18 protein-coding genes are annotated in these 17,977 nt (G+C 46.8%); all 18 read right to left on the reverse strand.

Features of this window, described 5'->3' with window-relative positions; all coding sequences use genetic code 11:
- Window positions 1-42 precede the first annotated feature (42 nt).
- Complete coding sequence (gene mreB / locus DIJ65_RS01295) at window positions 43-1,032, reverse strand: rod shape-determining protein MreB (protein ID WP_117300238.1); 990 nt, start codon at window positions 1,030-1,032, stop codon at window positions 43-45.
- Window positions 1,033-1,315: 283 nt separating this feature from the next.
- Window positions 1,316-2,614, reverse strand: a complete 1,299-nt coding sequence (murA, locus tag DIJ65_RS01300) for a UDP-N-acetylglucosamine 1-carboxyvinyltransferase (RefSeq protein ID WP_117300149.1) — start codon at window positions 2,612-2,614, stop codon at window positions 1,316-1,318.
- Window positions 2,615-2,974: 360 nt separating this feature from the next.
- Window positions 2,975-3,208, reverse strand: a complete 234-nt coding sequence (locus tag DIJ65_RS01305) for a DUF1146 family protein (RefSeq protein ID WP_117300151.1) — start codon at window positions 3,206-3,208, stop codon at window positions 2,975-2,977.
- Window positions 3,209-3,427: 219 nt separating this feature from the next.
- Window positions 3,428-3,832: a F0F1 ATP synthase subunit epsilon gene (locus DIJ65_RS01310; protein WP_117300153.1), complete on the reverse strand. Its 405-nt coding sequence runs from the start codon at window positions 3,830-3,832 to the stop codon at window positions 3,428-3,430.
- A 24-nt stretch (window positions 3,833-3,856) separates the two neighbouring features.
- On the reverse strand, window positions 3,857-5,272 hold the full coding sequence (gene atpD / locus DIJ65_RS01315) for a F0F1 ATP synthase subunit beta (protein WP_117300155.1): 1,416 nt from the start codon (window positions 5,270-5,272) through the stop codon (window positions 3,857-3,859).
- Window positions 5,273-5,749: 477 nt separating this feature from the next.
- Window positions 5,750-6,607 (reverse strand): ATP synthase F1 subunit gamma, encoded by an 858-nt coding sequence (gene atpG, locus DIJ65_RS01320; RefSeq protein ID WP_117300157.1) that lies wholly within the window; start codon window positions 6,605-6,607, stop codon window positions 5,750-5,752.
- A 48-nt stretch (window positions 6,608-6,655) separates the two neighbouring features.
- A complete protein-coding gene (gene atpA, locus DIJ65_RS01325) occupies window positions 6,656-8,164 on the reverse strand; it encodes a F0F1 ATP synthase subunit alpha (RefSeq protein ID WP_117300159.1) in 1,509 nt (502 codons plus the stop codon).
- Between the two features lie 28 nt (window positions 8,165-8,192).
- Window positions 8,193-8,723: a F0F1 ATP synthase subunit delta gene (locus tag DIJ65_RS01330; protein WP_117300161.1), complete on the reverse strand. Its 531-nt coding sequence runs from the start codon at window positions 8,721-8,723 to the stop codon at window positions 8,193-8,195.
- On the reverse strand, window positions 8,720-9,241 hold the full coding sequence (atpF, locus tag DIJ65_RS01335; RefSeq protein ID WP_117300163.1) for a F0F1 ATP synthase subunit B: 522 nt from the start codon (window positions 9,239-9,241) through the stop codon (window positions 8,720-8,722). The genes DIJ65_RS01330 and atpF overlap by 4 nt, the downstream gene beginning before the upstream one ends.
- 291 nt (window positions 9,242-9,532) lie before the next feature.
- Window positions 9,533-9,745 (reverse strand): F0F1 ATP synthase subunit C, encoded by a 213-nt coding sequence (gene atpE, locus DIJ65_RS01340; RefSeq protein ID WP_117300165.1) that lies wholly within the window; start codon window positions 9,743-9,745, stop codon window positions 9,533-9,535.
- A 66-nt stretch (window positions 9,746-9,811) separates the two neighbouring features.
- Window positions 9,812-10,528: a F0F1 ATP synthase subunit A gene (atpB, locus tag DIJ65_RS01345; protein ID WP_117300167.1), complete on the reverse strand. Its 717-nt coding sequence runs from the start codon at window positions 10,526-10,528 to the stop codon at window positions 9,812-9,814.
- Between the two features lie 27 nt (window positions 10,529-10,555).
- Window positions 10,556-10,927 carry an ATP synthase subunit I gene (locus DIJ65_RS01350; protein ID WP_117300169.1) on the reverse strand — a complete coding sequence of 124 codons (372 nt, stop codon included), beginning with the start codon at window positions 10,925-10,927 and terminating at the stop codon, window positions 10,556-10,558.
- Between the two features lie 3 nt (window positions 10,928-10,930).
- Entirely contained in the window at window positions 10,931-11,152 is a 222-nt protein-coding gene (locus DIJ65_RS01355; RefSeq protein ID WP_117300171.1) for an AtpZ/AtpI family protein, read from the reverse strand.
- Window positions 11,153-11,606: 454 nt separating this feature from the next.
- Window positions 11,607-12,725, reverse strand: coding sequence for a non-hydrolyzing UDP-N-acetylglucosamine 2-epimerase (gene wecB / locus DIJ65_RS01360; RefSeq protein WP_117300240.1), 1,119 nt, complete (start codon window positions 12,723-12,725; stop codon window positions 11,607-11,609).
- Window positions 12,726-13,088: 363 nt separating this feature from the next.
- Window positions 13,089-13,718, reverse strand: a complete 630-nt coding sequence (gene upp, locus DIJ65_RS01365; RefSeq protein WP_117300173.1) for a uracil phosphoribosyltransferase — start codon at window positions 13,716-13,718, stop codon at window positions 13,089-13,091.
- 200 nt (window positions 13,719-13,918) lie between these two features.
- A complete protein-coding gene (locus DIJ65_RS01370; RefSeq protein ID WP_117300175.1) occupies window positions 13,919-16,093 on the reverse strand; it encodes a bifunctional diguanylate cyclase/phosphodiesterase in 2,175 nt (724 codons plus the stop codon).
- 75 nt (window positions 16,094-16,168) lie between these two features.
- Complete coding sequence (locus DIJ65_RS01375) at window positions 16,169-17,404, reverse strand: serine hydroxymethyltransferase (RefSeq protein WP_117300177.1); 1,236 nt, start codon at window positions 17,402-17,404, stop codon at window positions 16,169-16,171.
- Entirely contained in the window at window positions 17,391-17,975 is a 585-nt protein-coding gene (locus DIJ65_RS01380; RefSeq protein WP_117300179.1) for a TIGR01440 family protein, read from the reverse strand. Before DIJ65_RS01380 ends, DIJ65_RS01375 begins: the two co-directional genes overlap by 14 nt.
- Between the last annotated feature and the right edge of the window lie 2 nt (window positions 17,976-17,977).

Consider the following 17,977-nt stretch of genomic DNA (forward strand, 5'->3'; position numbering starts at 1 on the left):
ACTGCGGATGCTGCACACACAAATAGAATTTGGCCCGAGATTTTACCGGGCTCTTCTTGAAAGGCTCTCCAACATGATCCCAGTGCCGTTCGCCACACTGTTCATTGGATCTTCTGCAATGAACACAGGTACCTTCAGCTCTTCTGCAAGCAACTTTTCAATGCCATGCAGCAAAGCGCCTCCCCCTGTCAGGATGATTCCTCTGTCGATGATATCCGCCGACAGTTCCGGCGGTGTCTTCTCCAGCACACGCTTGGCCGAAGTCACAATCATATGGACAGATTCCCGCATTGCCAATTCGATTTCATCCGAATGAATGGAAATGACCCGTGGTAGTCCGGATACCATATCGCGGCCGCGGATATCCATTTCATCTTTACGACCGCCTTTGTAGACAGTGCCGATTTCCATTTTTATGTTTTCAGCCGTCCGTTCACCAATCAGCATCTTATAATGTTTTTTTACATACTGGAGAATATTATCGTCAAATACATCTCCGGCTACTTTGATCGTTTCACTCGTAACGATATCGCCCATCGAAAGGACCGCAACGTCAGTAGTTCCCCCACCAATATCAATAACCATATTGCCTGTCGGCTGGTAAATATCCATTCCGGTTCCAATGGCGGCAACTTTCGGTTCTTCTTCAAGGTAGACCTTTTTGCCCCCTGATTTTTCAGCAGCTTCCCGGATCGCTTTCTGTTCCACACTTGTTACATTTGTCGGACAGCATATAAGGATTCGCGGTTTGTTCATGAATCCTTTTACTTTTATTCTTTCAATAAAATACTTCAACATAATTTCTGTGACATCAAAATCGGCAATGACCCCTTCTTTCAAGGGTCTTACAGCAATAATATTTTCCGGCGTACGTCCAATCATATTTCTCGCATCTTCCCCCACAGCAATTACCTGACTCGTTCTGCGGTCCATTGCAACGACCGATGGTTCATTCAAAATTACCCCTTTGCCTTTTACGTATATAAGAACATTTGCTGTTCCTAGGTCAATGCCTATATCTCTTGAAAACAACATTCCTGCTACCCCTTCCGGTAATGGTCCCTCTATTATGTATTATTCTGTAAAGACGCTCCTAACTGAATATTTTAACACAAAGATTCGGACTCCTACACAAATATTTAGAAAGAATATATGTTATGTTGAAAAAATTTAAATATTCGATATTACTATATTACCTGCAACTATTCCTACAACCGCTGCACTCTGATTTCCCGGGAAATATTGGACAGTCCGCTAACTTAAAAAGCCCGGAAGCATATTTGCTTCCGGGCTTAAATAATAGATGAATATATAATTAGACCGTCTGTTCTTCCATGACCGGTGATTCTTCTGTCATGACGCGTTCGATATCTGCGCCAAGCGATGCCAATTTCTTATGAAAGTCAACGTATCCACGATCCAGGTGATACAGCTCATTAACGCGGGTAATTCCTTCAGCAGCCAGTCCTGCAAGAATCAATGCAGCTGCAGCACGTAAATCCGTAGCTGCTACTTCTGCGCCCTGCAATTTGGATGAGCCTTCCATGATAACGGAACGCCCTTCGATTTTAACTGAAGCATTCATGCGGCGGAACTCTTCCACGTGCATAAAGCGATTTTCGAAAACCGTTTCAGTCAAAATCCCATTGCCTTTAGCCGTCAGCATCAATGACATCATCTGTGATTGCATATCTGTAGGGAACCCTGGGTGCGGCATTGTTTTGATATCAATTGAGCGAAGCGGCCGGCTTGCCTGAATGCGAAGTCCTTCAGCCGTCTCCTCGATTCTCACGCCCATTTCTCCAAGTTTGGAGATCAGTGCTGCCATGTGTTCAGGTACAGCATTTTCAATCGTGATGTCACCTTCCGTAATAGCAGCGGCGACCATAAAGGTACCGGCTTCAACCCGATCCGGAATGATGTAGTGAACAGCGCCATTCATTTCTTCGACGCCCTCGATGCGTATCGTATCCGTACCGGCACCGATCACTTTGCCGCCCATTTCGTTGATGTAAGTAGCCAAATCGACGATTTCAGGTTCTTTTGCAGCATTTTCGATGGTTGTCACACCATCTGCCAGTGCAGCAGCTGTCATGATGTTTTCTGTCGCTCCCACACTCGGGAAATCCAGGTAAATTTTTGCTCCACGCAATCTTCCGTTAACATTCGCTTCAACAAATCCATTGCCGAACGTGATTTTTGCGCCCATCGCTTCGAATCCTTTGAGGTGAAGTTCGATTGGACGTGAACCGATTGCGCAGCCGCCTGGAAGAGCCACCCGTGCAAAGCCATTGCGTGCAAGAAGCGGTCCCATAACCAAAATGGAAGCTCTCATTTTTCTCACGTATTCAAACTGAGCTTCGCTTGACAAAGTTGCCGATGAATCGATATGCATTTCGTTCTTTTCGGGAAAGTATTCAATGTTTACGTTCAGGCTCTTAAGAACCTCCTGAATTGTATAAACATCTGCCAAATGCGGAACTTCCCTGATGATGCTTTTTCCTGAACCAGCAAGCAATGCTCCGGCCAGGACAGGAAGTACTGCGTTCTTGGCACCTTCCACTCTTACTTTTCCGTTTAGTTTGTTACCGCCTCTTACAATGATCTGTTCCACTGATATGCCCTCCATGTATAAAATGATATGTAAATAAATGCAAACTGTATATAAAACGATAAAAGTCCAATGTCATAGTTTAGAAACAAAACCTTACCTATAATACCCGTTATTTATTATAATAACAAGCATCTGGAAGCTTATTTTTATAAAAAATAAATTGTTCGTTTATATTATTCGTAATATCTTCCTGCTTTGTGTCCGTCGACTCAGACTTAATATTACAATTTGATTACAGTGAATATTTTCCCCGTATATAGGAAAATAAACATGGTTTTGAAATTTATTTCCCGGGAAATAGCTAAGGTTTGGCAATTCGCCCTGATTCCACCCAGTGGAAACACGGTGAATTGCCAAACCTCAAAAGAGATAGGGCAATTGGCGGGACCAGGAAGATATGTTCAGGAAAAAGGTTGAAACGCTCGTCCCTAAAGCAATGCTGAGAAATATATACAGAATTTGTGCCTGCAGGACATGGTTTTTTCTGATCCAATTTTCAAAAGTCATCGCCCGCAGCGCATAAAAAGCTACACCCGTAAAAAATATGTGGCTAAAGATGGAGATTAATGCCTGTTGACCGATCATCATTTCCATATAAACCTTCCTTTCTAGTGAATTATATATAAATTAAAGAAAAAGCGAACAAAAGTTAGGATAACTTTTGTCCGCTTTCCACTGTTCTGTCGCTAACCTATGTCCAGACTCCAGCGACCCAGCTCTTCGGGTCACAAGCCACTTCGGCTGTGCGGCTGAAAAGATGCCGCTTCGCCAAAGCGTCTTATGCCTGTCAGAGCTTAACGGGTGCTGTCGCTTTTATACGTTACCCTCATAAACGTTGATACGATTCATCGCACGCTTCAAAGCAAGCTCAGCCCGCTTGAAGTCGACTTCATCTTTTTTCGCCTGTAGTAACGCTTCTGCACGTTTAGCTGATTCTTGAGCACGAGCGACATCGATATCAGTCGCACGTTCTGCAGATTGAGCAAGAATCGTTACTTTTTCAGGACGAATTTCAAGGAATCCGCCGCTTACAGCAACCAATTCCGTCGAGTTTTCTGTCTTTAATCGGACTGCGCCGATTCCAAGAGGTGCTACTGTCGGGATGTGGCCGGGCAGGACGCCCATTTCACCGGATGCTGTAACCGCTATTACCATAGAGACTTCTGAATCGTATACCGGGCCGTCGGGAGTGACAATATTGACTGTAATGGTCTTCATTTTTTTCCCTCCTGGTCCCTGATTTTAGACTTCTACGCCCATGCCTTTGGCTTTGGCGATTACATCTTCAATGCGACCAACCAAACGGAAAGCATCCTCAGGCAAGTGATCATATTTACCGGCAAGGATTTGCTGGAATCCTTTGATCGTTTCTTGAACCGGCACGTAAGAACCTTTTTGTCCTGTGAACTGCTCTGCCACGTGGAAGTTCTGGGATAGGAAGTTCTGAATGCGGCGCGCACGGTTAACCGTAAGCTTGTCCTCGTCACTCAATTCATCCATACCAAGGATTGCAATGATATCCTGAAGTTCGCGGTAGCGCTGAAGCGTTTCCTGAACCTGACGGGAAACTCCGTAATGCTCTTCTCCCACGATTTCAGGTGACAATGCGCGTGAAGTTGAAGCAAGCGGATCCACCGCTGGGTAGATACCCATTTCAGAAAGCTTACGCTCAAGGTTGGTTGTTGCATCCAAGTGGGCGAAAGTTGTTGCCGGAGCCGGATCCGTATAGTCATCGGCTGGAACGTAAATCGCTTGAATTGAAGTAACAGAACCTGTGCTTGTCGTCGTAATACGTTCCTGCAATTGGCCCATTTCTGTAGCAAGTGTCGGCTGGTAACCAACGGCAGATGGCATGCGGCCCAGAAGTGCTGATACCTCAGAACCTGCTTGCGTGTAACGATAGATATTATCGATGAACAGAAGTACATCCGCGCCTTGTTCGTCACGGAAATATTCAGCCATTGTCAAAGCGGACAAAGCAACACGCATACGTGCACCAGGCGGCTCGTTCATCTGGCCGAAGACCATTGCAGTTTTCTTGATAACACCGGATTCGCTCATCTCGTGGAATAAGTCGTTTCCTTCACGTGTACGCTCACCAACACCGGCGAATACAGAAAGACCACCGTGCTCTTGAGCGATGTTGTTGATCAATTCCTGGATAAGAACTGTTTTACCTACACCGGCACCACCGAAGAGACCGATTTTACCACCTTTAATGTAAGGGGCAAGCAGGTCAACAACTTTGATACCCGTTTCAAGAATTTGAACTTCTGTTGAAAGATGTTCAAATGTAGGGGCTTCACGGTGAATCGGGTTACGGGCCTGTGCAGCCGGAATTTCTTCACCCAAGTCGATTACTTCACCGAGCACGTTAAATACGCGGCCCAGTGTTACTTCTCCAACTGGAACAGTAATAGCGCTGCCCAAATTGGTTACAACCGATCCACGCTGCAATCCATCAGTGGATTCCATTGCGATCGTACGAACAGTATCGTCGCCAAGGTGCAATGCTACTTCCAAAGTCAAAGTAACTTGTGCCTGACCGGGACGATCAATATTTACAGTTAGGGCGTTGTAGATTTCTGGAAGATTGCCATCGGAAAACTTGATGTCTACAACCGGACCCATAACTTGAAGAACGTGTCCTGTGTTCATGCTATTCCCTCCTGTCTTACTTTTATTGAAGATTTATCTTCTATACTAATTAAGAAAATTTCTTCATAATCCGATATTCCGCAAAACAGCTTCGCTTGCCTGGGGCCTCGTGCTGAGCTAACTCGTGCTCGTTACACTTCGCCCGAGTGGATCTCAACACTTCGCTCGAAACACAGTTGGAAAGCCAACTGCGTTTCTGCTCCCCTGGGCGTCTTCGCTGTTTTGCTACATATCTAAGCTATTTCTTAGCGCCGGCGCGCCTCCGGACTGGGCGAAGCAATAAGACGAGTGGTTTTCTCGGCTTATTGCGGGAGCCTTGTCCAAAGCGCCGAAGCGATATATTAACTTTTCTATTCGATGTCCAGACTCCAGCGGCCCAGCTCTTCGGGTCATAAGTCAACTCAGCTGCGTGGCACAGAACGCCACTTCGCTGATTCGCCTTATGCCTTTCAGAGCTTAACGGGCGCTGTCGCTTTTCTATTCTTGAGCCGCTGCTCCGCCGACGATTTCAGAGATTTCCTGAGTGATTGCTGCCTGGCGGGCACGGTTGTATGAAAGTGTCAATCCGTCGATCAAATCAGACGCATTGTCGGTCGCGCTCTTCATTGCTGTCATTGAAGCCGCATGTTCACTTGCTTTGCCGTCAAGAACAGCACCGAAAATCAGGCTTTCTGCGTATTGTGGAAGAAGAACTTCCAGGATGGCTTCAGCAGATGGATCGAATTCGTAAGACGAAGTCGCTCCGGTCGGCTTGATATCCGTCAATGGCAGAACCTTCGTTTCAGTGACTTCCTGCTGAATAGCTGAGACAAAGTGATTATAGTACATATAAACTTCGTCATATGCACCTTCTGAGAACATACCAACAGCTTTGCGCGTAATTTCTTTGATATCAGCGAATGTTGGATGATCCGGAAGAGCGATCGTGCTCTCCAGAATGGTCATTCCCTGTTTGGCAAAGAAATCCCGACCTTTACGGCCAATGCTCAGGATAACAAATTCATCATTTGATGTATGGCGTTCACGGATTTTATTGCTCACAGTACGCAAGATGTTACTGTTGTATCCGCCAACCAACCCACGGTCAGATGTGATTACAAGGTATGCGGTTTTCTTCACAGGGCGAGTTGTCATCATCGGATGGGTTGCGTCATTCGATCCGGCAGCTATGGAAGCTACAACGTCCTGAATTTTCTCCATGTACGGTACGAACGCTCGCGCGTTCACCTCGGCACGGTTCAATTTGGAAGCGGAAACCATCTGCATGGCTCTTGTAATCTGGCTTGTTTTCTTTGTTGACGTAATTCGGTTTTTTATATCGCGTAAAGATGCCACTGGTATTTCACCACCTTAATATTTTTTCTTCTGATCCAGCTGAAACGTTTACTCTGATTTTGCGAATGTGCGTTTGAAATCGTTGATTGCCGCGCCAAATGCTTCGTCAGAAGGCAAACCTTTCGTAGTGCGGATAGTTTCCAAAATTTCTGTGTGGTTCGAATCCAACCAGCTGGTCAATTCAGCTTCGAAACGGGAAATATCCTGAAGCGCAATGTCATCAAGGAATCCTTTAGTCAATGCGTAGAAGATTACAACCTGTTTCTCAACTTTGATCGGGCTGTTCAAGTCCTGTTTCAGAACTTCGACTGTGCGCTTACCGCGCTCAAGCTTAGCGGCTGTCGCAGCGTCAAGGTCAGAACCGAATTGAGAGAATGACTCCAATTCACGGAACGCAGCCAAGTCAAGGCGCAATGTACCCGCAACTTTTTTCATCGCTTTGATCTGAGCTGAACCACCAACACGTGATACAGAAAGACCGGCGTTGATCGCTGGGCGTACACCCGCGAAGAATAGATCTGACTGAAGGAAAATCTGTCCATCAGTGATCGAGATTACGTTTGTTGGAATATATGAAGAAATATCGCCAGCTTGCGTTTCAACGAACGGCAACGCTGTGATTGAACCTCCGCCAAGTGAATCGTTCAATTTCGCAGCACGCTCAAGAAGGCGTGAGTGCAAGTAGAAAACGTCACCCGGATAAGCTTCACGGCCTGGTGGACGACGAAGCAATAGTGAAAGTTCGCGATATGCTGATGCCTGTTTAGTCAAATCATCATAGACGATAAGAACGTGTTTGCCTTCGAACATGAATTCTTCGGCCATTGTGATACCAGCGTAAGGAGCAAGGTACAATAATGGTGATGGCTGTGAAGCTGATGCCGTCACGACGATTGTGTAGTCCAAAGCGCCATTTTTACGGAAAGTTTCAACTACGTTACGTACAGTCGATTCTTTTTGTCCGATTGCAACATAGATACAGATCATATCCTGGTCAGCCTGGTTCAAAATTGTATCGATCGCGACAGCTGTTTTACCAGTCTGGCGGTCACCGATGATCAATTCGCGCTGTCCGCGGCCGATTGGCACTAAGGCGTCAATCGCTTTGATACCAGTTTGAAGAGGTTCGTGAACTGATTTACGTGCCATAACCCCTTGTGCAGGGCTTTCGATTGGACGGGATTTCGTTGTGTTGATCGGGCCTAAGCCGTCAACAGGCTGTCCAAGCGGATTTACTACACGTCCGATAAGTTCATGTCCTACCGGTACTTCCATAATGCGGCCCGTACGACGCACTTCATCGCCTTCTTTGATGTCAGTGAATGGCCCAAGGATGATGATACCAACATTATTGGCTTCCAAGTTTTGTGCCATACCCAATACACCAGTAGAGAACTCAACAAGTTCTCCAGCCATGACGTTGTCGAGGCCATGAGCGCGAGCGATACCATCACCAACTGTGATTACGGTACCGACGTCGTCAACTTTCATCTCTGATTGGTAATTTTCAATCTGCGCTTTAATCAGACCGCTGATTTCTTCAGCTTTGATGCTCATGTATGTCACCCTCTCATAATTTCATTTATTAACCGATCAATTGACGCTGCAGGCGAGCCAGTTTCGTGCTGACGCTGCTGTCGTAGATGCGGTTTCCGATTTGAAGACGCAATCCGCCGAGTAACGATGGATCGATGATGTTTTCAATTCGCAATGCCTGTTTTCCTACTTTTTGTGAAAACACAGTTGAAATCGAAGCGCGTTCCTCTTCCGTCAACGGACGGGTCGAGTAAACTTTCGCATCCTGGATTCCTTGTGCCTCATTGGAAAGGGCGATGTAAGCATCCACCAATTCCCCTATTTCATCCAAACGTTTACGTTCAGCAATCAATTGAATCGTGTTGATTACATATTGATTGCCTTGTTTAAACAATTCGTTGATAAGATTGATTCGTTTTTCAGATGATAGTTTCGGAGAAATCATCAGCTGATAAAGTTCAGGGGTCATGGCGAAAACTTTTTTCACTTCGCGCAGATCCTCTTCGACTTCAGCAGTTACCTGATGTTTTTGCGCCGTTTGGAACAATGCTAAGGCATAGCGTTCTGCAGCTTGACTCATTGCACTTCGCCTGCCTTCGCAATCGTTTCGTTAATCAACTGGCGGTTGTCTTCCTCAGAGATTTCTTTTTCAAGCACTTTCGTAGCTGCAAGCAATGACAATGCCACAACTTCTTGACGAACTGCCGAAATAGCTTTGTCTCTTTCGTTGGCAATTTCAAGAACTGCCGCTTCTTTCATGCGTCCAGATTCAGCGCGTGCCGTCGTGATAATTTCCTCACGAGAAACTTCGCCTTGCTTTTTGGCATTTTCAACGATTTCCTGTGCCTGTGTACGCGCGTCTTTCAGAAGGCTGCGCTGTTCATCAAGCATTTTTTTGGATTCCAGACGGCTGTTTTCTGCAGTTTCGATTTCACTTGCGATCAAGTCTTCACGCTGCTGCATTACGCCCATCAAAGGTCCCCATGCGAATTTCTTCAGCAAGAACATAAGTACAAGGAAAGTCGATAATGTTACTAAAATATCCCCTATATTTAAAAATTCCCCGGTTGCGCCGAGTGCGAGGTGATCAAAAAACACGATTGTTTCACTCCCTTCAAGAGCCTAAAATACATTTCTTCTATAGTAAGATCTTTACTTGCATTAAGATGATTTTTCAGTCGTCAAAAAATGATTCATACAAGCGTAAATGGCGAAAAACATGCCGGAGCATTCTCGCCATTTAGCTTTAATGTCTGAGTTATGTTGCTGTCCAGACTCCAACGGCCAACTCCTCGGGTCATAAGCCAGCCCAGCTGCGCGGCTTTCGCCGCTTCGCTGGTATGTCTTATGCCTTTCAGAGCTTAGCGGGCGCCTTCGCTTTTCTAAATACTACTGGTTCATAACGATGAACGCGATAACTACGGCGATGATCGGAACTGCCTCGACCAAAGCTACACCGATGAACATTGTTGTTTGAAGAACGCCGCGTGCTTCTGGCTGGCGGGCGATACCTTCAACTGTTTTTGAAACGATAAGTCCGTTACCGATACCTGCACCTAGTGCTGCTAATCCTACTGCTATTGCTGCTGCTAATAAACCCATTTTAAATTGTCCTCCTCAGGATGATTGTTTTTTTATTTTCTTTGCCCGATATGGGCGTTTTTATACTCAATGGTCGTCGCTGACTTTATGCGATAGATAAACCATCGTTAACATAACAAAGATAAACGCTTGAATTGTTCCGATGAAGATTGAGAAACCGAGCCATGCCATAAATGGCAAGAATGCTGCGACATATCCCAAGAAACCGGCTGTTGCGGCCCCTGCCAAGAGTGCGATCAGGATTTCACCCGCATAGATATTTCCGTAAAGACGCAGACCGAGTGTCAACGTATTTGCGAATTCTTCAATCACTTTAAGCGGGGCTAAAAATGGCATCGGTTGCAAATAGCCACGTGTATATCCTTTAACTCCCTTAAGCTTCAGCCCGTAATAATGGCTTAATATTATAACCGTTGCCGCTAGCGTCATGGTTACTGTTGCATCTGCCGTTGGTGACTTCCACCAAAGATCTCCCTGGACAACAATTGCAAACGGAAGACCCAGCATGTTCGAAACGAAAATGAACATGATCAGCGTAATTCCAAGAACATGGAATCGACCGCCATCTTTCCAGTCCATATTGCTTTTAATGATACCCTTCACGAAGTCCATGATCCATTCCATGAAGTTTTGCATTCCGGTCGGTTTTAAATTCAGGTTCCGTGTCGAAATGAATGCGATAAGGAACACGACAAGAGCGGCTACAAGAAGCATCATGACGTTGGATAAGTTAAACCATAGACCGAACAGCGGATCTTGCCACATTGGAGCTCCATGATCCACGATAGTTTCACCTCTCTTTCCATGTTCTTAATGGTGTTTCACGTGATAGATGATCCGTTCCGTCAAAAGGAGGATATACGGAATCATCAATCCTATTACCGTACTGACCAAGTGAATGTGCTCTGCGAATAAAATCGCTAACGCTACAGCTGCAACACCTGATGCAAACCGTAATGCCGTTCCAAGGGAACGAAATTTCGAGCCTTCAGCCACCGCCCGGTCAAATTTGTCCATTCGCCGAACCAGTATCCACATATTATAAATGCCGAACAAAGTTCCGATGATCAGACCCGCAAAGATATCCTGGTACGGAGTGAAACCCCAGCCCAGCACGAATATTGCGAGGATAAAAATGATTATCCTTTTCAGTCTTGTGAAAATCTCCCTGAGTCCATCCATTTTTTATCTGTCTCCTGATTCGAATTTTCGGACGGTCTGAAGCATTGCCCAGACGCCAGCACTGATGCCTGCGAAAAGGCAGATGATCAGAAAAAGCGGGGCGGTTCCGAACTCTTCGTCGAGCCACATACCTGTGAACGCACCGATGAGTACGGACCCGACAAGTTGTGAAAGGATGGCGCTGTAAATTGCCATCGCTTGCAAGGGACTTTTTTTCGGGTGCATGATAATCCCCTCGAAATTCGTTGATTTGACATTTTACCCCTAAAAAAGAGCAGTCGCATCAGGCTTTTACCATAAAAAATTATGTAAAAAAACCTTCTCATGCATACCCTTTGTAAGCATACAATAGGGGTAAAATCATGTCAATTGCTAGAAGTGAAAAACATCACAAGCAAAATTGGCCCGACATATTGTGGACAAAAATTCAGAACTAAATGAATCGAGTTTAAAAAATCCACATAAATATGCCGCTTCGTCGCTTTGGACTAGGCTCCCGCAATAAGCCGAGAAGAACACTCGTCTTATTGCTCCGCTCCGTCCGGCCGCGCTCCTTCGCTGGGGTCCATTTCCAGATATGGAGCAAAACAGCGAAGAGTTGATCGAAGCTTGCGAGAGCAACTCTTTGCTGTTTTGCGGAATATCGGTTACTTCAGATTATTAGTACTACTAATATAATTTATTTCGTACTGTAATGATGAAGCAATGCTTCCACAATACGAGCCGAGGCCTTGCCGTCACCATAAGGGTTCGAAGCACGGGACATCGCTTTGTAAGCTGTCTCGTCTGTCAACAACTCTTTCGCCAGTCCATAAATTGTTTCTTCATCAGTTCCGGCAAGCTTCAAGGTGCCGGCATCGATGCCTTCCGGACGTTCCGTCGTATCGCGAAGCACGAGAACGGGTTTGCCGAGCGACGGCGCTTCTTCCTGAATGCCTCCTGAATCCGTCAATATAATGAAAGAACGTGCAGCAAAGTTGTGGAAATCCAAAACTTCAAGCGGTTCGATCAAGTGGATGCGCGGGTCGCGGCCAAGCACTTCATCCGCGACTTCCCGTACAGCCGGATTCATGTGAACCGGATAAACCACCTGGATGTCGTCGTGCTCTTCGATCAGGCGTTTGATGGCGCGGAACATGTTGCGCATCGGCTGGCCGAGATTTTCGCGGCGATGGGCAGTCAACAGGATCATGCGGTCACTGCCGATCTTTTCGAGAATCGGGTGTGTATACGTCTCTTTCACCGTTGTCTGCAAGGCGTCTATCGCGGTATTGCCTGTGATATAGACTGTTTCTTCCTTTTTGTTCTCGGCCAGCAGATTCTGCGCTGATTTTTCTGTCGGCGCAAAATGAAGGTCTGCAATGACACCTGTCAATTGGCGGTTCATCTCTTCCGGATATGGCGAGAATTTATTGTGTGTGCGAAGTCCGGCTTCCACATGGCCGACAGCAATCTGGTTGTAGAATGCGGCCAGACTCGCGACGAAAGTCGTTGTCGTATCGCCGTGTACAAGCACGATATCCGGTTTCGCTTCTTTCATCACTCTGCCGAGACCTTCCAAAGCGCGTGTAGTAACTTCTTCAAGCGTTTGACGCGATTTCATGATATTCAGATCGAAATCCGGCGTGATTTTGAACGTTTCAAGAACCTGGTCCAGCATTTCACGATGCTGGGCTGTCACGGTTACAAGCGGTTCAATCGTTTCCGGATGTTTTTGAAGCTCCAATACGAGCGGCGCCATTTTAATCGCTTCAGGCCGTGTACCGAAAATAGTCATCACTTTCAATTTCTTCGTCAACAGGATCAGCCTCGCTTTATTTATGGATAGGAAAATATAATTTTTATAAAAAGTGTTGCGGTGTCCAGACTCCAGCGGCCCAGCTCCTCGGGTCATAAGCTGCCCTTCCTGTGCGGCAAAAGGCGCCGCTTCGGAAGTTCATCTTATGCCTTTCGGAGCTTAACGGGCGCCTTCGCTTTTCTATTGTCCAGACTCCAGCGGCCCAGCTCCTCGGGTCATAAGCTGCTGCAGGGCTAAAGGCTGCTCCTGTCTCTGCATCGCTGTGCTAGCTTCGAGACATGAAAAACCGTTGCATCGCTGCGCTGCTTCGTCGCAAAGAGATGGGCCCATAAACCCTGGGCCATCTCTTGCCTTCGCTTTTCTTTATTTTGTTCCGAACAAACGGTCGCCAGCGTCTCCAAGACCTGGAACGATGTAGCCGTGGTCGTTTAGTTTTTCATCAAGCGCCGCGATGTAGATATCCACGTCCGGATGCGCTTCCTGCAACGCTTCCACGCCTTCCGGTGCTGCGATGATACACATGAAACGGATTTTCACCGCTCCGCGTTTCTTCAGTGAATTTACAGCTTCGATTGCTGAACCGCCGGTAGCAAGCATCGGATCGACAACAATCAATTCGCGTTCCTGGACATCAGACGGCATTTTGAAATAATACTCAACCGGCATCAGCGTTTCGGGATCACGGTAAAGGCCGATATGGCCGACTTTCGCTGCCGGAATCAATTTCAAAATTCCATCGACCATTCCAATTCCTGCGCGCAGAATCGGCACAATAGCCATTTTTTTCCCGGCCAGCACATTTGCTTTCGCAACCTGGACCGGTGTTTCCACATCAATTTCCTGCAAAGGAAGGTCCCGTGTTATTTCAAAAGCCATCAATGTAGCTATTTCATCTACCAATTCGCGGAACTCTTTCGTTCCGGTCGATTTATCACGAATGTACGTCAGTTTATGCTGAATAAGCGGGTGATCAAAAACATATACTTTTCCCACGGCGTATCTCTCCTTTTTCCACATTATCTTCAATAGTATAACAGAAATTAAAGGCCTCGGAGCTTCTCCATAAGCATTGCGACTTTTCAGAAAGTTAAGCGACGGAATCGATTTCTTCTTTTTCCCGCACCTCTTCGCCCAGCAATAAAGGACTCCCAACGAAATTCATCCAAATAAAAAACCGGAGCAGCTGCTCCGGTTCACAAAAGATTCGCATCTTCAAGCGGCATAGGCCGGTAAAAATAATACCCCTGGCCGACATGGCACCCAAGAGCCAGCAGCTGCTGTTTCTGTTCTTCCGTTTCCACGCCTTCTGCCACAGCAAGCAGGTCCAGGTTTTCCGCCAATTGGATAATTGTGCGGACAATCGCCAGCGTATCCGGTTCGTGCATCTTGGAGATGAACGAGCGGTCGATTTTGATTTCACTGACCGGCAGCTTCTGCAGGTAGCTCAAGGAGGAATAACCGGTACCGAAATCGTCGACGGAACTGGTAAAGCCGTATTTGGTCAACTGTTTGAAAATTTTTCGGGCGGCTTCGATATCGACAAAGCCGATGCGTTCTGTAATTTCGAGCTGAATCAGTTTGCTGTCGAGCTTGTATTCCGCTGTCATATCGGCCAGGTTCGGCACGAATGAATGATGGAAGAAATGATCCGCTGAAACATTGACGGCAACCTGGTACAGCTCCAGTCCCTGTTCCTGGCGCATTTGCAGCCATTCCATCACTTGCTTCAATACATTCTGTTCAAGGACTCTGATTTTGCCGTTCTTTTCCGCTGCAGGTATAAAAACATCCGGGGCAATATTGCCGAGTTCCGGAGAATTCCAACGGGCCAACGCTTCAAAGCTCAGCACTTTGCCGGACCGCATGTCCACTTTCGGCTGCAGATGAATTTTAATCTCCTCACGGCGCAGCGCCGCAGCCAATTCGTTGGCTATACGCAGATTCCGCATCATGATCTCGTCATGCTCATTTTCATAATAGCAGATGGATTCGCCGGCCCGCAGCTTCGCTTTCGACAATGCACTGTCGGCGTAGCGTATAAGCTCCTCCACATCTTCCTGCATTGCCGTAATAATGGAAACACCGGTTTTCAGTGACAGGAAAATTTCCAGATCCCGGACGGTAATCGGTTCAGCAAGCAATTTTGCCAGCTCTTCAAGATATTCCGGAATGCCATCCAACGGCATTAGGCGGACAAGGGCCAAAGTTGAATCGGAAAAACGTGCAATAAGTGCTTTCCCCGATGAATTGGCCAGGCTGAATCGTTTCCCGATTTCCTGAATCAGCTGATCTCCGGCACGATGTCCGTATTGATCAACAACTTTGACATATTCGTCAACTGAGAAAAAAGCGACCAGCCCTTCCTTGTTCTCTTCAAGCAACGATTCCAGTTCAATCATGAAATAGTTCCGGTTGCGCAGGCCGGTTGTCCGGTCCGTATAAGCAAGTTTCAGCATTTCTTCCTGCTGCCGCGAATATTTCACTGTCAATGAAATTGTAGGCGCGATTCTTTCCAGGAAATTATAGTCCTGGACTTCCGGCACACTTACCGAAGGAAAATATATTCCCAATGTGCCGATCGTATTGCCGTCTTTATCAAGAAAAGGCACGGACCAGCTGGATCTGAATCCGTATTCCTTAGCCATGTCCCGATAATCCTTCCACAATTCATCCTGCAGAATATCTTCCACAATGACAGTCCGGCCGCTGTGATAAGCTGCACCGCATGAACCTGTTCCCGGCTCTGCGGCCTTGCCATCGATAAATTCCCTGAAATTTTTTGGCATGGACTTGCCTGCTATATCACGAAACTTGTTGTGTTGATCTATAAACAGTATCGTACAGGTGGTTCCATCCTTGAAAAACGATTCGATGATCTGGCAGACATTTTCCAGCAACGAGCTGAGCATATAGCCTTTTTCGATTCCAGTATATGCCTCCTGCTGAAGCTGAATCAGCGCTTCTTCCCTTTTACGGTCCGTAATGTTTTTCATCAGCATCAGCGTAAATTTGTGTTTCCCGTCATCTACACTGATCGGCTGGACGGTTATCTCATTCCAGAAAGGGTTAGCATTCTTATGATAATTAACGATTTCAAATGTCTCGGCCTGATCCGATTTTGCGCATTCGCGGATTTTCTGACTTACTGTCCAGTTTGTTTTTGTTCCATGCAAAAATCGGCCATTCCTCCCAATAACATCGTTTTCGGAAAAACCTGTCATATCAAAAAATGCCTGATTGGCGTAAAGAATCGGCTGGTCATCCAACTGAGAATTTATGACGACGAAGCCGGTCTGGAATTCCATGCCAAGACGGCTGAGCCAGTCAATGATTATGTATTTTTCTTTTTCCATTTTACTGTTCTGCATCCAGCACCCCTTCTTTCTATATTCTATGGGGAGAAAAATGCAGCTCCGCCTTTTCTTGACAGCAGCTGCATTCCATTATTTATATAACGGGAAGCCGGCTGTTAATTTCGCTGTGCGAAGGGCCGCTTCTTTCTTCACTGTTTCATCTTCCGGAGCTTTCAGGAGCATCGCAATAATCGAAGCGATTTCCTTCATTTCCGCTTCTTTGAAACCGCGCGAAGTGACCGCTGGAGTTCCCAGGCGGATGCCTGAAGTCACAAACGGGCTTTCCGGATCAAAAGGTATAGTGTTTTTGTTGGTCGTGATCCCGACTTCATCAAGGACTTTTTCAGCCACTTTGCCCGTCAGGTTCAATGAGCGGAGATCAATCAGCATGAGGTGATTGTCCGTGCCTTTTGAAACGATGTCGACGCCTTCGTCCATCAATGCAGCTGCCAATGCTTTTGCATTTTTGACGACCTGGTCGATGTATTCTTTGTATGCCGGCTGCTGTGCTTCACCGAATGCCACCGCTTTTGAAGCGATTACATGCATAAGCGGACCGCCCTGGATGCCCGGGAAAATCGTCTTGTCAATTTTTTTCGCAAACTCTTCTTTGCAAAGAATCAGTCCGCCGCGCGGTCCACGGAGCGTCTTGTGCGTTGTCGAAGTCACAAAATGCGCATGGGGTACTGGGCTCGGGTGGGCGCCTGTTGCGACAAGGCCCGCGATATGCGCCATGTCCACCATCAGATAAGCTCCAACTTCGTCAGCGATTTCACGGAATTTCGCAAAATCAAGCGTACGTGAATAAGCGCTTGCACCCGCTACGATCATTTTCGGTTTATGTTCCAAAGCGGCTTCACGCACTTTATCGTAATCGACCAATTGGGTTTCTTCATCCACACCATATTCCTGGAAATCATATTGCATTCCGCTGAAATTCACTTTGCTGCCGTGTGTCAAATGGCCGCCATGGTTCAGGTTCATCCCAAGAACCGTATCGCCTTTTTCAAGAAAAGCTGTATAAACCGCCATGTTCGCCTGTGAACCGGAATGCGGCTGAACATTGGCATGGTCTGCGCCGAAAATCTCTTTCAGGCGATCTCTGGCAATATTTTCCACCACATCTACGAATTCACAACCCCCGTAATAGCGTTTTCCCGGGTAGCCTTCAGCGTATTTATTCGTCAACACAGAGCCCTGCGCGTCCATAACGGCCTGAGAGACAAAGTTTTCTGATGCAATCAGTTCAATATTCGCTTCCTGGCGTTCTTTTTCCGCGTTCATCGCTTCGTATACTGCCTGGTCCTGCGCTTTAATCAATTCCATCCTGATTTCCCTCCTGTAATTGAACAATGTCACGATCATAACTTGCACGGGACCCGCCGATCAATTTGGGCCGGGTTGTAGCCGCAGAAACAATCGCATCTCCTATTAGTTTAACAGATGTCCGCACCGGAACGGCGACTCTTTTTAAGTGCATACCGATCATTGTCTGGCCGATATCGATCCCGGCATGTGCCCGGACCTCTTCAACAACCACCGGATCGTTCATATTGCTGAAAGCATAAGCGCTCATCGATCCACCGGCTTTCGGGACCGGGATGACTGCCACCGGCTCCCATCCATATTTTTCAGCTGCATGGCGTTCGACTGTCAAAGCGCGGTTGATATGTTCACAGCCCTGGAAGGCCAGAAAAATCTTATGGCGTTCAGCAAATTTCTGCAACGGTTCATACAAGCTTTCGGCAATATCCAAGCCGCCGCCTGTGCCAATATGCTGTCCGACCACTTCCGAAGTGGAACAGCCGACCACAAAAACCTGGCCTTTCCTGAACTCGATTGCCTGTTCCAGTTCACCCAAAGTTTCCTCAAGCTGCAGTTGCCATAAAGTTTGCATGC

It is taken from the genome of Planococcus salinarum (assembly GCF_007004625.1).
Classification (GTDB): Bacteria; Bacillota; Bacilli; order Bacillales_A; family Planococcaceae; genus Planococcus; species Planococcus salinarum.